Origin of the sequence: Flavobacterium rhizophilum (assembly GCF_046000485.1) — a bacterium.
In the GTDB taxonomy this organism is placed as follows: Bacteria; Bacteroidota; Bacteroidia; order Flavobacteriales; family Flavobacteriaceae; genus Flavobacterium; species Flavobacterium rhizophilum.
The window spans coordinates 82498-100960 of sequence record NZ_JBELQB010000005.1 but is presented as its reverse complement, the minus strand read 5'-3'; the positions used below and the strand labels follow the sequence as shown (position 1 = coordinate 100960).

Genomic DNA, 18463 nt, shown 5'->3' with positions numbered 1-18463 from the left:
AGATACTATTTTACACCGAAATTTTTGTTAAAGAGATGAAGGGATAAAGCGTTATATTTGAGGTGGCTATACAAATAATAATAAATGAAAGTAGTAACAAAATTACATTTTGAAAATTTTTTACAATTACTTGATGAAGTTGCTCAAACTCAGTCAAGCGATCTCAATACTTTGAATACATTGTTAAAAAAAACAAATAGTTTGATTGATAAATGTAGAGAATTTGATTTATTGGAGCTTGATAATATTGATAAGCCGATAGAGAAACAAGTTAAAATTAACATTAAAAAAGATAGAAAAATCCAATTAATATTGAAGTTATATTGGGTTGTAGTAGAAAATCTTTATGGAATAGTAAACATAAAAGGAACTGATTATGAAAGTTATTTATGGAAAGCCTTAACTCAATTAGATTACGATGAATATGAGTATTTGAGAGAAATGGCCTTGTCATCTTTTCCTTATAATAATGTTAGTTTATTGGTTAATTTTAAATACTCTTATCTTAAACTTGATAAAGAAAATTATAAAGTATTTAAATCTAAATTTTTAAATTTAAATAAATTTGAAAGTGTTGAAGATGAGGTTATTGAAGAGAAAATATTAAGAAAGATTAAAAATGATATAGAAGAATCATTGAGTATTTATGATAATTATGTAGAGAAAAACTTTTTTTCAGTAAGAGAAAAATTTAGTAATTATAAAAAAAATATTAGAATATATTTATTACGCCCAGTTTTAGATAAAGATAAAGAAGCTAATTACTTATTTAAAATTGTTTCTTATAATTCTTTGACCCCTTCAGTTAATATATATAATAGAATATCATCTTTTTCAATTAGATTAGGTAATTTAGAAGAAATAGAAGCTGAAAAATCAGATGATATTCTTATTAGGGTAAATAAAAATCAAAAGAATTTTTTTGAAAAAATTTTTTCTGAAAGTAAGATTTTTTATGAACTAATTGAAATATTTATTAGGTATGCGGATGAATCAATACTATTTGACTTTTCAGTATATTTACTAAGATTGAAGAATATAGAAATTCAAGAAATAAATAAAGAATTTCAATTTATTAAGGTAAAAAAAGATGAAAATATCATAAAATATGTATTCTTTCTATCTAAAAATATTACAAATTTTAATCAATTAAACTTATCAAACACTGAAAAGATGGAATATGTTTTTTTGACTAAGCCAGATAGTAGGATTATTAATAATTTCAATAAAGAAAGTATAAATTATTTATCTGATTTTTTATCTTGGAATTTCTTTGACCCTATCTTCTATTTTTTGAAGGATAAACTATCTGCTCTTCCGAATATTAAAAAAGGTAATGACTTTAGTTTTGTTGGCCAAACAATAATTGATAAATTACAAAATTGTCCTTTAGGAAAAGAAGGTTGGAATAAATTTGAAAATATTGGAGTTGATATTTTTCAATATTTATTTAAAGACAATTTTAGATTATATATTGCTGAAAAGCAAAGTATAACTGATGATAAAATTTTTAGAAGAGATTATGTAGTTAATAATTTACCTTTAAAGGGAGAATCTTTTTGGAGTGACATAAAAAAAGATTTTGGAGCTAATATATGTATAGTTGAATTTAAGAATTATTCAGAAGCTTTAAATTCATCTACTTTATTCGACACTTCTAAATATTTAATTTCTCCAATTGGAAACTTTATTCTAATCTTTTCAAGATATGGCCTCGATAATTCAGCTAAGAAATTGCAGAAAAAGCTATTAAATGAAAAGAAAATATTAGTTATAGTGTTGACTGAAAATGAGATAATAGAAATGATAAGGGAAAAAATACTTGGTATTGATGTTTCTTATAGATTAGAAAATATTAAGTTTGAGATATTAAAATCATTATGATTTATGCTCTTAACCGATAAAGAATACCTGCTTGAAAAGTTTCCCGGGAAAGGAGGGTGGACCTATGCAGCGTTGCCGGAAATAAAACCTAACGGGGATATGCCTTTTGGTCAGGTTAAGGTAAAGGGCAGTATTGACGGGTATGATATAAAAAGCTACCACCTTATGCCTATGGGTAACGGAAAACTGTTTTTGCCTGTTAAGGCTGAGATCCGTAAAAAAATAAAAAAGCAGGCAAGTGATTATGTACATATTATATTGTACAGGGATGATAGCGAGTTTGAAATTCCCGAAGAAATTTTACAATGCCTTAAACTTGAGCCCGAAGCAGAAGAAAAATTCATGAAACATAAAAAAGGGGAGCAAAAAAAAATTATCGACTGGATTTATGCTGCTCAAAAAGAAGAAACAAAAGCTAATCGTATCGCAAAAATGCTGCAAATGCTGGATAAAGGTGAAATGTTATAAATTTCATAAAAGTTTGAAATTTCCTTTATCATTGTGAGTTTTTTCAAGAATATTGCCTGAAATATTGCGTTCCAAATGTTAAAATTTAAGTTTTTTTTTGCATCTTAAACTTAAATTCCTTTATATTTGGGATATAATTAATTCAAAATTAACATTGCCTATAGAAAAAATTACTTTTTAGAAAAGAAACCCAGTTTCTGATTATTTATTGAGAACCCAAATTCAAAAAACTAAAAAGTATTGCTATGGCTAATGTTGTAATCCCAGATGCCGTATTGGTTAAGAACTATATGTGCGGCGACGAAAATGCTCTTGCCTGTTTAATTAACAGACACCAATCAAAAATTTACGGTTTTATCTACTCTAAAGTAACCGACAGGGATATTGCAGACGATATCTTTCAGGATACTTTTATCAAGGTAATCAAAACCCTTAAGTCTAACGCTTATAATGAGGAGGGTAAGTTTCTTCCGTGGGTAATGCGTATTTCGCACAACCTTATTGTGGATCACTTCAGGAGAAACAAAAAGATGCCTATGCACCGTGAAACCGAAGAGTTCTCTATTTTCTCTATCATGACCGATGATAGTCCTAATGTTGAAAGTATGCTAATCACTAATCAGGTTGAAAGTGATTTAAAGAGAATGATTGAAGAGCTTCCTGACGATCAGAAAGAAGTACTTCAAATGAGGATATACCAGGATCTTAGCTTTAAGGAAATAGCTGATTTGACTGATGTTAGTATTAATACTGCGTTAGGTAGAATGAGGTATGCACTTATGAATTTGAGAAAACTGATTGAAAAAAATAAAATAATTTTAACGAATTAAACAATATAGGGGCTTCGTTTTGCGTTGTATAGAAAATTAAGTACAAAATACATGGCAAAACTTTACTCTAAAAAGAAAACAGAAGCTCCGGAAATGTTACCAAAAAAAGAAACAATAGCGTTTTTACTTAACTATTCTAAAGCATTAAAAATAGTTAAGACCTCAGGTAATCTTACTTTTGAGAGCATCGCTAATTAATAAAAAGAAGTCCCGTTTTTTAGCGGGACTTCTTTTTATTATATTCATCTATTACTGTTTTCCGCCCTATGGTGCGGGTAATAATATCTTTTTCTAAATTCCAACCGCGGGCAGGGGAGTATTCCCTTCCGTACCAGATTATTTGGAGGTGCAGGTCGTTCCATAATTCTTCCGGAAACAATCTTTTTGCATCTTTTTCTGTTTGTACTACGCTTTTACCATTACTAAAACCCCAGCGGTACATAAGCCTGTGTATATGCGTATCTACAGGGAATGCCGGTATTCCGAATGCCTGAGACATTACCACACTTGCTGTTTTATGGCCTACGGCTGGCAATTCTTCCAGATCTTCAAAGTTTGCCGGAACCTCTCCGTTATGTTTGGCTATCAGTATTTCTGATAGTCCGTGTATGCCTTTTGCTTTCATAGGCGAAAGTCCTACCGGTTTTATTATTTCCCTGATTTCCTCAACGGTTAGTTTAACCATGTCATAAGGGTTATCTGCACGCTCAAAAAGCAGGGGGGTGATTTGGTTTACCCTGACATCGGTACTTTGTGCCGACATCAATACGGCAATAAGCAGGGTATAAGGATCTTTATGGTCTAACGGTACAGGTATGGTTGGGTATATTTCCTTTAAGGTATCTATAGTGAACTGAACCTTTTCTGCTTTGGTCATTTTTATGTATTTTTATGAAAAACAAATATACACTTATGATTACATTAAAAAAAGGAGATAAGGCACCTGACTTCTCGGGAGTTGACCAGGACGGAAACAAACATTCACTAGCCGATTATAAAGGCAAAAAGCTGGTTGTTTTCTTCTACCCGAAGGCCAATACGCCGGGATGTACTGCCGAAGCCTGTGACTTAAGGGATAATTTTGAACGTTTTAAAGCCAATAACTACGAACTTTTAGGGGTAAGTGCCGATTCGCAAAAGGCTCAGGGTAAGTTTAAGGATAAATATGAGTTTCCTTTCCCGTTAATTGCCGATGAAGATAAAGCGGTAATCAATGCCTTTGGGGTATGGGGACCTAAAAAGTTTATGGGTCGTGAGTATGACGGTATACACCGCACTACATTTGTAATAGATGAAAACGGTATTATTGATGAGGTTATCGAAAAAGTAAAAACTAAGGCTCATGCCAAACAGATATTAAAATAAAAAAAGCAGCCATTGGCTGCTTTTTTTATTATTCTATTTTCTTTGCTTCATAATCAACTCCCTGTTCGGGTTGTTGTACCCTGTATTTTACAACTTTTCCTTGGCTGTCAAAAGTAAATTCATAACTCACTTCAGGCTGGAAACCGTCAATAATAAATTTTGTTTGTGATACCGGTATAAGTTCATATTTTTCTTCAGGACCTGCAGGAACATATATTTTACCATCCTCATAAATTATTTCTTTTGTTTTACCGTTTTCGGTTATGTATTTACCTTCGCATTGCTGTAGTATATTATTTTCTATTTTGATTTGTTGTTCGGGTTGCTGGTTGTAAACTATACGCCTAATGTTTTTTACAGGTATTTCTGTTGTAGGTAAGGCATTGTTTTGAAGTAGTATAATAGTTTTATCATTATCCAAATGCCTCTCAATATAGGTAACATAACCACCCCAGCTCCCGCTGTGTAGGGCTATTTTACCATAATCATGGGAATTTGTAAGCATCCACCCGAAGCCGTAATCAGTACTTCTCTGACCTGAAATTTCATATGAGGAAAATATCACTTTCCTGTCATTATCATTAATAATCTCATTACCATATAAGGCTCTGTCCCATTTTAATAAGTCTTCAATGTTGGAGTTGACCATTCCGTCACCTACTATCCCGTCTAAATAAACTACATAAAAATCAGAACCCATCTCATCTGGGGTTATTTTCTTATTTAATTCGCGCGAGAAAAGATAACCCGATGCATAATTATTCTTAGTTTCAGGCTTAAACCATCTTCTGTAAACAAAAGTATTATTCATTTTTAATGGTTTGAATATGGTTTTATCAAGATATCCTCCATATGATTGTTTGCTTACCCTTTCAATTATTGTAGCTAAAAGTAAGTATCCCGTATTACTGTATTCCCACCTTTCGTTAGGGGAGAAAAGGGGTGCCGGTTTCTGCTTTTCAAATGCTTTTATAACATCACTATTGGTTGCTATTTTATTTTTGTCCCATTCTTTTTCCAAGAGATCCATATAGTCTGGTATTCCTCCGGTGTGAGTTAAAAGATTTTTTATTGTTACATCATTATAAAATGAAAGTTCAGGTATGTATTTACTTATTTTATCGTCATAGGAGAGTTTACCCTTTTTTTGTAATTGCACAATTCCCATGGCGGTAAATTGTTTTGATACAGAGGCAAGCTCAAAACAGGTTTGCGTATTTAGTTTTTGCTGTGGTTTTTCGTTAGCCAGACCATAACTTTTTTCAAAAACTATTTGTCCCTTTTCTGCTACCAGTATATTTCCGTTAAAGGCATTTTTTTGATAAAGTTCATTAATGTAATTGTCCAGTAGTTGTGCTTTTTGAGCTAAAACTTTAAAGGAACACATTAAAAGTAAAAGGAAAATAATATTCTTTTTCATGCTGGTTGGGTTGGTTTTATACTTAAACGTAAACGTTAGTTTATAATTATAAACTGTGCTTAAAAAAACAAACAGCCAAAAGTCTGCATGTCTATTTGACTTTTACTTTAAAGCTAAGCATTCCATATATGCCTGAGTATATTGTTAATTCTCTTATTCTTTTGTCTTTAATAATATAGTCAAAATTTAAAATACCATCAGAATATTTTACCTGATCACTACTATATTTGATACGATTTTCTTCGGGTTTAAAATTTGTATCTATAATTATTTGGTTCTGCAGGGGATAGTCATCACTCACCTGTATTTTGAAGTGAATTGTATCGCCTACTTCGGCGTCAATTATTCCTAATGCAGGACTAATAACCGTAAAGTAAGGTATTGCTGAAGATGTATATAGAGGTAGGTTTTTATATTCCTCTTTAGCATTAATATATGTTGTATGCCTTATCCATTCGGGGTTAGAAGGGAAATGGTTTAACAGCATCCTTTCATAAGGTGTGCACCAATAAGAGTAGTTGCGCTCTTTTATAAATCCTGTCGGTTTCATGTTTTTATCTCTTGGACAGTGACCTGCTCCCCAGGTTACATCAAAATAATAGTACTCATTGTCTATTACAACAACATTCCAGGCATGGTCTATTTTCCCTAGTATTCCTATCTCTCTTTGAAATTGTTTTGTATATCCTTCTACTATAGAACTTTGTATGCCTGCCAACGAGCACATTTTTTTAAACAAAAAGGAATAGCCAAAACAAACTGCTTTCTGTTTATTTATTATGTTTTTTAGAAACTTATCTTCCCATTTGGCATATAAGGCTCCATAATCTTTTCCTTGTTTATGTTTAGGGTATTCAACTTTGGTATCTCCTTTATTAAAGGCTTTGTAGTCATATTCAATATTTTCGGTAATCCACATAAATATGGCCCGTACTTTTTCGAGGTCTGTAGTACAGTGTTTGGTTAAATCACTAACTAATAAGGGTATGTCATTTTTGTATTCAGTATGGATAGCCATACTGTCAATTGTATAATACGGATTATTGAATTTATAAACCGTCTTTTCCTGAGCTTTACTTAAAATGGTAAATAGTGTGAGGAAAAAGAAAAAAAGTATTTTTTTCATGAATCAGTTAGCTTTTTGCCTATTTATTAATAAAGCTATTTTATTATGATTTGTAATAAGTAAATATCCTATAAATGTTTTTATAGCACTGTATACAATCTGTTTTGTACTTGTGTGTCCGGGTAAAAGTTCGTTATACTGTAGGAAGGTTATAATTTCACTACAAAATGACGGGAGATTTTCAATTATAGTAATAGCGCCAATTATTATTGATGCCAATGAAATAATTTGAGAAGTGTTTATATTCAAATTGATACTCTCTTCGGTAAAGCCCTTTTCCAGTTTGAGTTTATCAATAATAATATCTGTACGGAAAATTAGTAGTCGTATAGTGGCTATAAAAAAGCCGGCTATGAGGATACATATTATTATATAAGTAGTATCATAGTAGCGTTCACTTAAAAAAATAGCCAGGCCTGTAAATATTGAAGGTACTATATAAAGTAAACTTATAATAAACCAAATTCCTATGGTTTTTAAAATAACATTCCAAAGTGTCCTGATTTTCATGTAAGGTGTTTTTGTGGTTGGGAAGTAAATATAAATAAAAAAGCAGCTATTATAATAGCTGCTTTTTTATTTATTGTAGCATTTTATTTAGTTCTGTTCTGCTACCAGTGTTTTAGGATCGTAGCCAAACAGTTGGTTTTTCTTGATAATTTCGGCAACCCCCGGAGGAAGCATATCTTCCCATCCTGATTGACCTTTGCTAATCATTTTAAGCACTTCTCTTGAGAAAATGTCAAGGTAACTTGCATCTATATCGGCAATATCAATCACCTTACCGTTAAATTTAAAGAACTTGTACAGCTCTTTCATACGAGGGTGAACCATAAGGTTTTCTGAAGTGATTATTTCACCTTCTTCATCTTTCATAGGATATAGGAATACCTTAAGGTCACGGTAAAACAGTTTACCGAAAGCCTCCAGTATACCACCACTTAGGTGACGGTAATATTTTTCGTCAAATATGTCTACAAGGTTGTTAACCCCCATAGCAAGCCCCATACGGGCTTTTGTATAGCTTGAGAAGTATTCAACAACTTTGTAGTATTCCTGGAAGTTTGATATCATTACGGTTTGTCCTAATGAACAAAGCAGTTCGGCTCTGTCCATAAAGTCGCGCTCGTCAATTTCTCCTTCAGATCTAAGGTTAGAAAGTGTAATTTCAAAAACCACAAGGGCTTTATCTTTTTCCACTTTATTTTCTTCAATGAACATTTTGTATGATTGCTCATACATATCCATGTTCACTTTAGTTACCGGGCGGAAACTACCTCTTAATGCAAGAATGTTTTTCTTGTATAATATGGCAGCCGGAAGTATGTTATGACCATCAGGTCCAAACATTACCGCATCGGTCATGCCGTTTTTAACAAGCTGTAAGCTCATTAAGCGGTTATCTACATTAGCAAATCGCGGACCCGAGAAATTGATGGTGTCAATCTCTAACTGGTCTTTATCAAGGTGATCATAAAGGTAGCGTAATAGCTTTTTAGGATCGTTGTATTTGTAGTAAGCTCCATAAATAAGGTTAACCCCCAGTATACCCAGTGTTTCCTGTTGCAGGCGGGCATCGGTTTCCTTAAAACGGATGTGCAGGGTAATTTCGTTATAGTCCTCTTCCGGTTCAACCTGATATTTAATACCTACCCAGCCGTGACCTTTAAACTGTTTAGCAAAATCAATGGTTGCTACCGTATTGGCATAACTAAAGAAAACTTTATTAGGATGCTTATCCCTTTTAAGTCGGTTTTCAGTAAGTCTTACCTCGTGTGCCAGCATTTTTTTCAGGCGGCTTTCGGTTACATACCTGCCGTCGTCTTCAGCGCCATAAATGGCATCACTAAAGTCTTTATCGTAAGCAGACATGGCCTTTGCGATAGTTCCTGATGAACCACCTGCCCTGAAAAAATGGCGGACAGTTTCCTGACCGGCACCAATTTCGGCAAAAGTACCGTATATGTTCTCGTTTAGGTTAATCCTTAGAGCCTTGTCCTTTATGGAAGGTACGTGCTCTATAATTTTGTCTCCTTTCAGAGTGATATCAGAATCTTTTAATTTCATGGAAGTGCAATGATATTTGCAAAGTTAGGAAAAACAGGACTTTTAATAAAAGATAAATCCTATTTTTGTAAAAATTTAATGTGTGATTAAAGTATGGTTTTTAGGGACAGGAACATCGCAGGGCATACCGGTTATAGGGTGTACTGATGCTGTTTGCCAAAGTGATGATCCTAAAGATAAGCGTCTGCGAGTATCCGTTTGGATACAGTGGGACGATTCCTCTTTTGTGATTGATTGCGGCCCTGATTTCAGGCAGCAAATGCTTACCTGTGGCTGTAACAGGCTGGATGGTATACTGTTTACACATGAACATGCCGATCATACCGCTGGTCTTGACGATATAAGACCTTTTTTCTTCAGGCAGGGAGATATAGCCATATATGCCCATAACAGGGTACTTAGCGAACTGGAGAAACGGTTTGACTATATTTTTGAAAAGGAAAATAAATACCCCGGAGCACCATCTGTTAAAGAGCATATTGTTGTAAATAATGAGCCATTTACTATAGGTAACAAAACCGTTACTCCTGTAAATATAATGCATGGAAACTTGCAGGTTTTTGGTTATCGCATAGATGATTTTGCTTATCTGACTGATGTAAAAACTGTAGAACCTGCCGAAAAGGAAAAGCTTAAAGGACTAAAAGTACTTGTTGTAAATGCACTGAGGGAAACCGAGCATCCTACTCATTTTAACCTACAGGAGGCTTTACAGTTTATCGATGAGATTAAACCTGAAAAGGCCTACCTTACCCATATAAGCCACCTTATGGGACTACATGAGGAAATACAGGCGAAATTGCCTGAAAATGTTTTTTTAGCTTACGATAACTTACAGATAACCATTTAACTATATTATGAAAAAGAACCTTTTTTTATACCTGTTTATTTTTTCGTTACTTATTAATGTGTTTACTTATATGTATTTTACTAATAAGGATAAGTTTCAAACTACAAATATAGAAACTCTTGAAGGTAGAGTACAGGCCTTAAAAGATTCTGTAACGGCAAATGAGGATAACCTGTATAAGGCCAATTACTTTACCCTTGATCAAAATGAAGATGCACAATTATATTTTGGAGATAAGGACTTGGACAAAATTCAAATAGCGGTAAGAGATGCTATTTATGCGGGTAATGCTAAGGCTGGAGGAAACCCTCTGGTTGACTATCCGCAAATAGGAAGTCCTTTTTTAGTTAATAATTACAGGATACTTAACAACCGTTGGGTAATAATTGATTTTAGTAACGGGACTTTACACGGTGAATCTATAGTCAAATATTTTGTAGAGGAAGATGGTAGTATAACATTTGAGCCTGCCGAAACACTTTTACATGCGAATAATTAATTTTTTCGTATTTTAGAGTTATCAAATAAAAACGAATGAAAAAGTTATTGCCACTGCTGCTGGCGGGGATGAGTTTAATTTCCTGTGAGCAGATGATGAAAGATCGTGGTGAGGAACCTGAGGCTGAGCCTGTAAAAAAGGTGGTTATTGGTAACGATAAAGATGCTAAAGGTTGTGTTACTTCTGCCGGATACCGGTGGTCGTTATTAAAAAAAGAATGTATAAGGGTTTATGATGTAGGGTACAGGCTTAATCCTGTACAGGAACTGAAGGATGTAGGGACAGCCTATAGTGCTTTTGTAGTTTTTAACGATGATCAGAGTGTTGTGGAAGTTTTTTTACCCGATTCATCAAAAACATTCCTGCTTTCAAAAACGGAAGAAGGTATTTACAAAGCAGACAACTGGATGCTTGAAGTAAAAAAAGATTATACGCTGTCTAAAGAAGGGAGTCCGATGTATGCCGGAGCCCTTATTGAAGAAAAAAGAGTAACGGGCGATGATAATGCCCAAAGCTAATACAGTAAGATAATAAAAAAGGCGGTTTTAAAACCGCCTTTTTTATTATCTATTAGTCTTGTTTATCCAACTTAACAGGTCGTAAAAGTTTTGTGGTGTTACACCATGTCCTACAGGGTATTCATGATATTCCACATCCAGCTTAAGGTCTTTTAAAACCTCCGGTGCTTTACGTGCCCAGTCTACAGGGATAACCTGATCTACCACTCCGTGAGAAATAAAGAAGCGTAGCTTAGAGATATCGTTAGTGTTAAAACCTTTGTCTATAATGTCCATGTTAAGGTATCCGCTAAGGGCTACAACACGGTCAATTTTTTCAGGATAGGTTAGTGCTATGGAATAGCTTAATATAGCTCCCTGGCTAAACCCAAGAAGGGTTACTTTTTGAGCATCAATAGGGTATTGGTCTATAAGCTCGTCAATAAACTTAACGATAAGTTCCCTTGATTCTATTGCCTGATTGTCATCGGAAAATTTATTCATATCCGAATCAAAATTAATAGCATACCATGCATTTCCGTAAGGAGGGATGTTGTATGGCGCTCTTGCCGAAATAATATAATACTCTTCCGGAAGCTGTCCTGCAAACGAGAACAAATCTTCTTCATTACTACCGTAACCGTGTAGTAGCAGTATTAAAGGATTCTTTTCCTGTTTTACTTTAGGCTCTCGTATTAAATAGTATAATGAGTTACTCATTGATTAAATGCTTTTAAATAGTTTTTGGAAAAAAGGACCAAGTATAGGTACAAGGTTCATTTGTCCCTGTAATGCACCTATGAAACCAAAGATCCATAAGATGAAGAAGAAAAGGTAGAAAGCTGAGCTTACCATCCAACTGTTAAAAAAACCTACAGGATATCCTAATGCTAAAAATCCAAGCATTAACCCCAGTGCCTGCCTGATGTGGAATGAAGCAAAAGGATCTTTCTTTTCACTGTTTAGTATCATTGCTATTATAGTTCCAAAAATAGTTATATAGCTTATTATAGCATGTTTTTTTCCGTTATTTTCTTCAGGTTGTGTATTCATTTTAATATATTTCTATTGTGCTTTTTACTTCTATATCTGTTCGTGTATCAAATACTACATCATAGTAAGATGCATCTCCGGCCTTTGTATTAAGAACCAGTTTTTCACGACCAAACTCAACACCTTTTTTGTCTTTTACTGTAAAAGTAAGTGTATCATTAACAGCCTTTTCGGTAATAATATAAATTACCAGTTTATTGTCTTTACTATTGCCTTCATCTTCAATGTAAAACTTACCGGTTTTAATACCTTCATTAATAAGTTTTTCAGATAGGTTTATTTTACACTCTAAAGTCCTGTCAACACCTTCGCTAACCCCTTCAATAAATTCGGTAGCAGTTTCCCCAACAGCTTCTCCGCCTTTATTAATAGTTTCTTTTGTCTTTTGGCAGGAACATATTGTTAACGCGCAAAAAACTGTGATTAGAAAATGGACAGGTGACTTCATAATTCTATTCGTTTATAATTAGTTTTCCGTTATGGTATACACCATATGCCTTACCTTTTAACTGCTGACCTAAGAAAGCAGAGTTTTTTGATTTTGAAAGGATGTCGGCTTTTGTAAAAGTATGGTTTCCTTCTGTAGTAAATAGGGTGAACGATGCAGTTGCGCCTTCTTCCATACCGTGATCTTCAATTTTAAATATACTTTTACCGGCAGTAAGTTTTTCAACTATAATATCAACCGGCAGTATATTGGCAAGTGCTCCAAAGGCTGTTTCCAGTCCTATAGTACCATTTTTAGCCATATCGAACTCCATTTTCTTTAGCTCGATATCAAGAGGATTATGGTCGCTGGTAATCATATCTATGGTTCCGTCAAGAACACCTTCTAGAAGTGCTTTTCTCTCGTTTTCAGGTCGCAATGGCGGAGCTACTTTGTAACGGGTGTCAAAGTTAACCAGTGTATCATCTGTAAGTACAAGGTGATGTACAGCAACACTGCAGGTTACGTTAAGTCCTTTTGCTTTAGCCTCTCTTATAAGTTGTACCGATTTCCCTGTAGATACAGTAGGGATATGCATTTTACCACCTGTATATTCTAACAGGTAAAGGTTCCGCGCTACCTGTAACTCCTCGGCAAGGGCAGGTATACCTTTTAAACCTAAACGGGTGCTAACAAAACCTTCGTGTACCACACCTTTACCTTTAATTTTACTGTCCTGACAAAAAGTGATTACCAGTCCGTCAAAATCTTGAGCATACTGTAATGCAATCTTTAAAAGGTTTGCGTCCGGAAGGTCTTTATTGTAATCGCCAAAAGCAACGGCTCCGGCATTTTGCATGTCAAAAAGTTCGGCTATATCAAGTCCTTCGCTGTTTTTAGTAAGTGCACCTATAGGGTGTAGCGATGTGGCGGCATTGTGTCCTTTACTTAATAAAAAGCTTATATCTGCCTGAGTATCGGCAATAGGGTTTGCGTTAGGCTGCAGGGCTATGTTTGTAAAACCGCTTCGGGCAGCCACGTTAAGTCCGTTTTTAATAGTTTCCCTATCCTCATAACCAGGTTCGCCAAGGCTTACAGAACTGTCAAACCATCCGCGTGAAATGTGAAGGTTATCCAGCTGTATAACTTCAAAATTTGCTTCTTCGGCAATATCTTTAGCTATTTTAGTTATTACACCATTTTCTACTTTAATATCAACAGCCTGATTGTTGAATTTGCTGTTTTTATCAATAATGGTAGCGTTTTTAAAGATCAGGTTCATTTTACAAATTTTTGGATAAAGAGTTCAAGTAACAGGAGTGCCAGCGCGCCAATAATAAACCATTTCCATAATTCGCTGGCAGTCCTTAGTGATTTAATATCGTTGTATACGGTTGAAACAGAATCTGTTTTTGTATAGTCTTTTACAATGTTGCTGTTTTGCAGGTTGAGATCACTTTCTGTCCTTGGGTAGTTAAAACTGATGTTCTTTAATACATTATCATTTTTCACTACACTGTAGTTTCCTGCAATTTCAGGATAATCACCAAACGATAGTTTTATCTTGTTGTTTAGTATTTGCTGCATTGGGATAAAGTCGCTCACATCGTTTTTTACGGTTACCACTTCATCTTTAGATAACAGTGCATCTATAATAAGGCTCTGATTTTCTCCTATCTTGTATGCAAAAACTCCGGTTTTGTTATTGTTTTGTGCCATGTTGTAAAAGGTAGGTACAATAAGCGGAGAGTTTTGGAAATTGGTATTTTGTTTATTGATAGGAGAGGAGAATAGGTATACATTACCCAGCCTGTTGGTTAACGATACCAGGAACGGAGTCTGATCGGCATACGATAGTACGGGTAGTGCTGTTCCTTTAATTGTAAATGAGTTATTTACCTTAGGGTACTGGAAGTTTTTAATTTGTCTTTCAAATACGGTTTGGTATAACGGATGGCTAAATGATATTTTGGTTATCTGCCTTTCATTGTTGTTAAGGGTAAGAAGTGATGCATTACCAAAAGAAGCCATAAGGTTATTAAGGCTTTGTACAGATGCTTCTGCCGAAGGGATTATAATAATATTACCTCCTTTTTCGTAAATCGATTTTAATGTTGTGATAAGTGCCTGTGGAATCTCATTCAGCTCATTAAGTATAATAGCATCCTGTTTTTCAAGGCTGTTATAGTCTACACTGCCGGGCTGTACTGAGTTAAATACAAAATCGTCATCGGTATAAATGCGCGAAAGGAATTTGTTTTTCTCTTCATCACCAATAGCCAGAACATTAGATTTTTCGGGTTTTGAGATACTGAAATAGTACTCATTATCGTAAGCAAGGCTGTTATCTGTTACCGATACATAACCATGAAAATCTTTTTTAGGGATGGTAAAGTTTAGTGTTTTTGACGGCTGATCAAAAGTAACCAGTATTTTTGCTGTGAGCTCTTTACCGTTATATAGCGCTACAGAAGTTTCATCGTTAACCGTTCCGTTTGCTTTTAGGTCAACTGCAATCTCATAGAAGTTTTCCAGTGTTTGGTATATGTATACGCTATCTACCGCCACGTTGTTTTTGTTTTGGGCTTCGGGTACTATAAAGTAGACGGGAGATTTTGGATCAAGTTTACTGATACTTTGGCTTTCGAGGTTAACAGCATCGGTAATAACCACTATATCCTTACCTGTGTTAGGCTTTTTTGTCTCGGCTTTTGTAATCAGGAAATCAGGATTAAAAGGTACCGAACCGTAATTAATATTCTGTAACTCTTTTTGTATGGATTTTACATCGGTGTCCCAGTAAGCATTTGTTGGTGTTATAAGGGAAAACTGCTGATCTTCGGGTGTGTTTTCCAGTATATCCTGTACGGCTCTTTTAAGCAGTTCGCCTTTACTGCCTTTGGCCTGCATGGAAAAGGAGTTGTCCAGCAGGATAACCATTTCGTTACTCTTGTTGTTATCGTCGCTGGCTTTGAAAAACGGCTGTGCAAAAGCAAGGATAAGGCAGGCAAGTAATAACAGCCTTGTAAAAAGTAAAAGCCATTTCTTGATTTTAGAACTCTTGCGGGTTTGCATGTTGAGTTCCTTAAGGAAACGTACGTTTGTAAAGTACTCTTTCTGAAAGCGTCGCAGCTGGAACAAGTGTACCAGAACAGGGATTACCAATAGGAATAAGAAGTAAAGGATTTCCGGATGTTTGAACTGCATTTAGTTGAAAGTTTGTCAAAAATACAAATTTTTATTCTAAATGAAAGTGCATAACTACAGTATAAATTTCACATAATATTTAAATACCCTATTTTTGTTATCATTAATTTGCACTCATGAAAATTACCCGATTACTTATTTTGTTAGGATGCATTAGTTTACATGCACAGGACAATTACAACCTGATTATAGGAACCTATACCAATGCCTGCGAGAGCGAAGGGATTTATGTTTATGATTTTAATACCAAAACAGGTGAAGCTACTTTAAAAAACAGTTCTGAAGGAGTTATTAATCCTAGTTATATAACGGTTTCTGCCGATAATAAATTTTTATACAGCGTTAACGAAAACGGGGAGGAAAGTACTGTAAGCGCATTTAATTATAGTGCTTCAAGCGGAGAGATTGAATTTATTAATAAAAAGGACTCTAAAGGAGCCGATCCATGCTATATAATTAATGATGATAAGCATGTTATTGTTGCCAATTATACCGGAGGTACCATAGCGGTTTTTGGTAAGGATAAGCATGGCGGACTTACAAAGGCCAAACAGGTAATAAAGCACAGTGGTAGCGGTATTAATAAAGACCGTCAGGAAGGCCCTCATGTGCACATGGTTTACTTTTCACCAGATAAAAACTATGTTTTTGCCAATGACTTAGGTACTGATAAGATATCTGTTTATAAATACAATAAAAACGCTACCGATGGTAGTAAAATACTAGTATTAGCCGATACAGTAGAGGTTAAAAAGGGAAGCGGACCGAGACATTTGGTGTTTAGTCCTAACAATGTTTTCTTTTATGTATTACAGGAGCTGGACGGTACTTTAACCGTTTTTAGCTATGTAAAAGGTAAAATTGAAAAGGTACAGGAAAGTACAATTATAACTCCGTATTTTACAGGTCAAACAGGAGCTGCCGATATTCATATATCACATGACGGTAAGTTTTTATATGCGACAAACAGGGGAGATGCCAATACTATTTCTGTGTTTAGGGTACATGCTAACGGAAAGATAAACCTTGTGCAACAAGCCACTACCGAAGGAATAGGACCAAGAAATTTTGCCTTTGGCCCTAAAGAGGATTACCTGCTGGTTGCTAACCAAATTAGCAACGATGTTATCATTTTTAAAAGGGATAGAACGACAGGTATGCTTACTGATACAGAGAAATGCATTGAGCTTTGCTCACCTGTATGTTTGGTATTTACAGCAGCAAAATAAGTTATAAGAGATATAAAAAAAAGAAAGAGGGATTATTTCCCTCTTTTCTTTTTTTGTGACTTTTTCTTTTCGGCAGCCCTGTTACGTGGTTTTGTTTTTCTTGGGTTTCTTTTACCCGGACCACCAAGGTTAACCTTTTTATTTTTATCCTTCTTATCATGATAAGCGGCTCCACCTTCCAGTTTAGGTCTTTTTAAAAGGAATTTTATTTTCTTTTTGTCTTTTTCAAATTCAAGGAGTCTTTCTGCCACCTCAATATCTTCCGGCATAGGGAGCATTTCAATCTCCTTTTCCATTAAGAGTTCAGTTTCAATAAGCAGTTCCTCTTCTTTAGGGGTTATAAAACTTATGGCTATACCTGTTTTATCGGCACGACCCGTACGACCTATACGGTGAATGTATTGCTCTTCCACCTCAGGGAATTCCATATTGATAACATGGGTAACATCAGATATATCCAAACCACGCGCCATAACATCGGTAGTAACTATACCTCTAAGGTTACCTTCCTGGAAAGTAGCCATGGTATTAAGCCTGTAGTTTTGTGACTTGTTAGAATGGATAACGCCAAACTGTTCAGGGAAAGCTTCTTCAAGCTGTTCCATTAAAATGTCGGCTGTTTTTTTGTTGTTCAAAAATACCAGTATGCGGCTCATGTTTTCATCCACTTCCAATAAACGCTTTAATACGTTTATTTTGGTAAGGAAGTTAGGTACACGGTAACCAAGCTGTTGTATTTTTTCCAGTGGCGTACCCGATGCTGCCAGTGAAACCTCTTCGGGGAAATCAAAAAATTCATCAAGCATTTCATCCACATCATCGGTCATTGTAGCCGAGAAGAGTATGTTTTGCCTTTTTTGTTTCATCATGGAAAGGATAGAGGTAACCTGAAAACGGAATCCAAGGTTAAGTATCTCGTCAAACTCATCGATGATAAGCTTTTGCAGGTTATCAAAACGAACCACATTATCAAGTGCAAGATCCATTAACCTACCAGGTGTACCTACTAAAATGTCTACACCCTGATACACTAAGTTTTTCTGTGTATTAATGTTAGTACCACCATATACACCCAATGCACGTACAGACATGTACTTTGTAAGCTTCTCTACTTCTTCAACAACCTGTACAACAAGCTCACGGGTAGGTACTATTACTACTACACGGGGAGTATCTGTAGGGGCAAATTTCCATTGTTTTAAAATAGGAAGCAGGTAAGCAAAGGTTTTACCGGTACCGGTTTGTGCAATACCCATCATATCGCGGCCCGATAGTATAACAGGCATCGATTTTACCTGAATAGGAGTAGGGTTTTCAAACCCAAGTTCGTCTAATGCTTTTTGAAGCGATTTAGGTAAATCGAGATCGTGAAATGTGGTCATTACATTTTATTTTGTGCAAAGATAGTTATAAAAGTTAACTACTGCCTTATTGTAAGTAGGGTATAAAATTAAATTAGATTTTAAAGTAGGGGATTTGAGTTTTTAGTTGTTTTGTTAATATATCAGCTGATTTTTTGAAAAAAAAATGAAATTTTAACC

The 18463-nt window shown here is 34.8% G+C and carries 20 protein-coding genes; 9 read left to right on the top strand and 11 right to left on the bottom strand.

Annotated elements, in window-relative coordinates; all coding sequences use genetic code 11:
- Positions 1 to 84: 84 nt before the first annotated feature.
- The 4 genes from ABS768_RS07700 to ABS768_RS07685 all read left to right on the top strand — a co-directional run bounded on the left by ABS768_RS07700 (position 85) and on the right by ABS768_RS07685 (position 3380).
- Entirely contained in the window at positions 85 to 1884 is a 1800-nt protein-coding gene (locus tag ABS768_RS07700; RefSeq protein WP_408074387.1) for a hypothetical protein, read from the top strand.
- A 3-nt stretch (positions 1885 to 1887) separates the two neighbouring features.
- Entirely contained in the window at positions 1888 to 2352 is a 465-nt protein-coding gene (locus tag ABS768_RS07695; RefSeq protein WP_408074386.1) for a YdeI/OmpD-associated family protein, read from the top strand.
- 245 nt (positions 2353 to 2597) lie between these two features.
- On the top strand, positions 2598 to 3182 hold the full coding sequence (locus tag ABS768_RS07690) for an RNA polymerase sigma factor (protein ID WP_408074385.1): 585 nt from the start codon (positions 2598 to 2600) through the stop codon (positions 3180 to 3182).
- 51 nt (positions 3183 to 3233) lie between these two features.
- Positions 3234 to 3380: a hypothetical protein gene (locus ABS768_RS07685; RefSeq protein ID WP_408074384.1), complete on the top strand. Its 147-nt coding sequence runs from the start codon at positions 3234 to 3236 to the stop codon at positions 3378 to 3380.
- A 19-nt stretch (positions 3381 to 3399) separates the two neighbouring features.
- Here the strand turns inward: ABS768_RS07685 and ABS768_RS07680 are convergent, their stop codons facing one another.
- Positions 3400 to 4059 carry an endonuclease III domain-containing protein gene (locus tag ABS768_RS07680; protein WP_408074383.1) on the bottom strand — a complete coding sequence of 220 codons (660 nt, stop codon included), beginning with the start codon at positions 4057 to 4059 and terminating at the stop codon, positions 3400 to 3402.
- A gap of 35 nt (positions 4060 to 4094) precedes the next feature.
- Here ABS768_RS07680 and bcp point away from each other — a divergent pair, with 35 nt between their 5' ends.
- Complete coding sequence (bcp, locus tag ABS768_RS07675) at positions 4095 to 4547, top strand: thioredoxin-dependent thiol peroxidase (protein ID WP_408074382.1); 453 nt, start codon at positions 4095 to 4097, stop codon at positions 4545 to 4547.
- A 28-nt stretch (positions 4548 to 4575) separates the two neighbouring features.
- On the opposite strand, the gene ABS768_RS07670 is transcribed toward bcp, so the two are convergent.
- From ABS768_RS07670 to ABS768_RS07655, 4 genes are all read right to left on the bottom strand, one after another.
- The gene (locus ABS768_RS07670) at positions 4576 to 5967 is read right to left on the bottom strand and encodes a serine hydrolase domain-containing protein (RefSeq protein ID WP_408074381.1); all 1392 of its coding nucleotides are present in this window, start codon (positions 5965 to 5967) and stop codon (positions 4576 to 4578) included.
- 91 nt (positions 5968 to 6058) lie between these two features.
- Positions 6059 to 7093, bottom strand: coding sequence for a transglutaminase domain-containing protein (locus tag ABS768_RS07665; RefSeq protein WP_408074380.1), 1035 nt, complete (start codon positions 7091 to 7093; stop codon positions 6059 to 6061).
- Between the two features lie 3 nt (positions 7094 to 7096).
- The gene (locus ABS768_RS07660; protein WP_408074379.1) at positions 7097 to 7603 is read right to left on the bottom strand and encodes a hypothetical protein; all 507 of its coding nucleotides are present in this window, start codon (positions 7601 to 7603) and stop codon (positions 7097 to 7099) included.
- 87 nt (positions 7604 to 7690) lie between these two features.
- Positions 7691 to 9160: a TonB-dependent receptor gene (locus ABS768_RS07655; RefSeq protein ID WP_408074378.1), complete on the bottom strand. Its 1470-nt coding sequence runs from the start codon at positions 9158 to 9160 to the stop codon at positions 7691 to 7693.
- A gap of 85 nt (positions 9161 to 9245) precedes the next feature.
- Between ABS768_RS07655 and ABS768_RS07650 the strand changes: the two genes are divergently transcribed.
- From ABS768_RS07650 to ABS768_RS07640, 3 genes are read left to right on the top strand one after another with little or no spacing between them, the layout of a single operon-like run.
- Positions 9246 to 10010, top strand: a complete 765-nt coding sequence (locus tag ABS768_RS07650) for an MBL fold metallo-hydrolase (protein ID WP_408074586.1) — start codon at positions 9246 to 9248, stop codon at positions 10008 to 10010.
- A 7-nt stretch (positions 10011 to 10017) separates the two neighbouring features.
- Entirely contained in the window at positions 10018 to 10509 is a 492-nt protein-coding gene (locus ABS768_RS07645) for a hypothetical protein (protein WP_408074377.1), read from the top strand.
- Between the two features lie 35 nt (positions 10510 to 10544).
- Positions 10545 to 11027 carry a hypothetical protein gene (locus ABS768_RS07640; protein WP_408074376.1) on the top strand — a complete coding sequence of 161 codons (483 nt, stop codon included), beginning with the start codon at positions 10545 to 10547 and terminating at the stop codon, positions 11025 to 11027.
- 45 nt (positions 11028 to 11072) lie between these two features.
- On the opposite strand, the gene ABS768_RS07635 is transcribed toward ABS768_RS07640, so the two are convergent.
- The 5 genes from ABS768_RS07635 to ABS768_RS07615 are packed head-to-tail and all read right to left on the bottom strand — an operon-like array spanning position 11073 to position 15693.
- Positions 11073 to 11726: an alpha/beta hydrolase gene (locus ABS768_RS07635; protein ID WP_408074375.1), complete on the bottom strand. Its 654-nt coding sequence runs from the start codon at positions 11724 to 11726 to the stop codon at positions 11073 to 11075.
- A gap of 3 nt (positions 11727 to 11729) precedes the next feature.
- Positions 11730 to 12059 (bottom strand): DUF4870 domain-containing protein, encoded by a 330-nt coding sequence (locus ABS768_RS07630; protein WP_408074374.1) that lies wholly within the window; start codon positions 12057 to 12059, stop codon positions 11730 to 11732.
- 1 nt (position 12060) lies between these two features.
- Positions 12061 to 12507: a hypothetical protein gene (locus tag ABS768_RS07625; protein ID WP_408074373.1), complete on the bottom strand. Its 447-nt coding sequence runs from the start codon at positions 12505 to 12507 to the stop codon at positions 12061 to 12063.
- 4 nt (positions 12508 to 12511) lie between these two features.
- Positions 12512 to 13768, bottom strand: coding sequence for a dihydroorotase (locus ABS768_RS07620; RefSeq protein ID WP_408074372.1), 1257 nt, complete (start codon positions 13766 to 13768; stop codon positions 12512 to 12514).
- Positions 13765 to 15693 (bottom strand): vWA domain-containing protein, encoded by a 1929-nt coding sequence (locus tag ABS768_RS07615; RefSeq protein ID WP_408074371.1) that lies wholly within the window; start codon positions 15691 to 15693, stop codon positions 13765 to 13767. Before ABS768_RS07615 ends, ABS768_RS07620 begins: the two co-directional genes overlap by 4 nt.
- Positions 15694 to 15809: 116 nt before the next feature.
- Between ABS768_RS07615 and ABS768_RS07610 the strand changes: the two genes are divergently transcribed.
- Positions 15810 to 16922, top strand: a complete 1113-nt coding sequence (locus ABS768_RS07610; protein WP_408074370.1) for a lactonase family protein — start codon at positions 15810 to 15812, stop codon at positions 16920 to 16922.
- A gap of 32 nt (positions 16923 to 16954) precedes the next feature.
- Here the strand turns inward: ABS768_RS07610 and ABS768_RS07605 are convergent, their stop codons facing one another.
- Positions 16955 to 18304: a DEAD/DEAH box helicase gene (locus ABS768_RS07605; protein WP_408074369.1), complete on the bottom strand. Its 1350-nt coding sequence runs from the start codon at positions 18302 to 18304 to the stop codon at positions 16955 to 16957.
- Between the last annotated feature and the right edge of the window lie 159 nt (positions 18305 to 18463).

Bases quoted from the DNA above. Each gene is read 5' to 3' on its own strand.
- ABS768_RS07700 (WP_408074387.1), top strand. From the start codon at position 85: ATGAAAGTAGTAACAAAATTACATTTTGAAAATTTTTTACAATTACTT.
- ABS768_RS07695 (WP_408074386.1), top strand. From the start codon at position 1,888: ATGCTCTTAACCGATAAAGAATACCTGCTTGAAAAGTTTCCCGGGAAA.
- ABS768_RS07690 (WP_408074385.1), top strand. From the start codon at position 2,598: ATGGCTAATGTTGTAATCCCAGATGCCGTATTGGTTAAGAACTATATG.
- ABS768_RS07685 (WP_408074384.1), top strand. From the start codon at position 3,234: ATGGCAAAACTTTACTCTAAAAAGAAAACAGAAGCTCCGGAAATGTTA.
- ABS768_RS07680 (WP_408074383.1), bottom strand. From the start codon at position 4,059: ATGACCAAAGCAGAAAAGGTTCAGTTCACTATAGATACCTTAAAGGAA.
- bcp (WP_408074382.1), top strand. From the start codon at position 4,095: ATGATTACATTAAAAAAAGGAGATAAGGCACCTGACTTCTCGGGAGTT.
- ABS768_RS07670 (WP_408074381.1), bottom strand. From the start codon at position 5,967: ATGAAAAAGAATATTATTTTCCTTTTACTTTTAATGTGTTCCTTTAAA.
- ABS768_RS07665 (WP_408074380.1), bottom strand. From the start codon at position 7,093: ATGAAAAAAATACTTTTTTTCTTTTTCCTCACACTATTTACCATTTTA.
- ABS768_RS07660 (WP_408074379.1), bottom strand. From the start codon at position 7,603: ATGAAAATCAGGACACTTTGGAATGTTATTTTAAAAACCATAGGAATT.
- ABS768_RS07655 (WP_408074378.1), bottom strand. From the start codon at position 9,160: ATGAAATTAAAAGATTCTGATATCACTCTGAAAGGAGACAAAATTATA.
- ABS768_RS07645 (WP_408074377.1), top strand. From the start codon at position 10,018: ATGAAAAAGAACCTTTTTTTATACCTGTTTATTTTTTCGTTACTTATT.
- ABS768_RS07640 (WP_408074376.1), top strand. From the start codon at position 10,545: ATGAAAAAGTTATTGCCACTGCTGCTGGCGGGGATGAGTTTAATTTCC.
- ABS768_RS07635 (WP_408074375.1), bottom strand. From the start codon at position 11,726: ATGAGTAACTCATTATACTATTTAATACGAGAGCCTAAAGTAAAACAG.
- ABS768_RS07630 (WP_408074374.1), bottom strand. From the start codon at position 12,059: ATGAATACACAACCTGAAGAAAATAACGGAAAAAAACATGCTATAATA.
- ABS768_RS07625 (WP_408074373.1), bottom strand. From the start codon at position 12,507: ATGAAGTCACCTGTCCATTTTCTAATCACAGTTTTTTGCGCGTTAACA.
- ABS768_RS07620 (WP_408074372.1), bottom strand. From the start codon at position 13,768: ATGAACCTGATCTTTAAAAACGCTACCATTATTGATAAAAACAGCAAA.
- ABS768_RS07615 (WP_408074371.1), bottom strand. From the start codon at position 15,693: ATGCAGTTCAAACATCCGGAAATCCTTTACTTCTTATTCCTATTGGTA.
- ABS768_RS07610 (WP_408074370.1), top strand. From the start codon at position 15,810: ATGAAAATTACCCGATTACTTATTTTGTTAGGATGCATTAGTTTACAT.
- ABS768_RS07605 (WP_408074369.1), bottom strand. From the start codon at position 18,304: ATGACCACATTTCACGATCTCGATTTACCTAAATCGCTTCAAAAAGCA.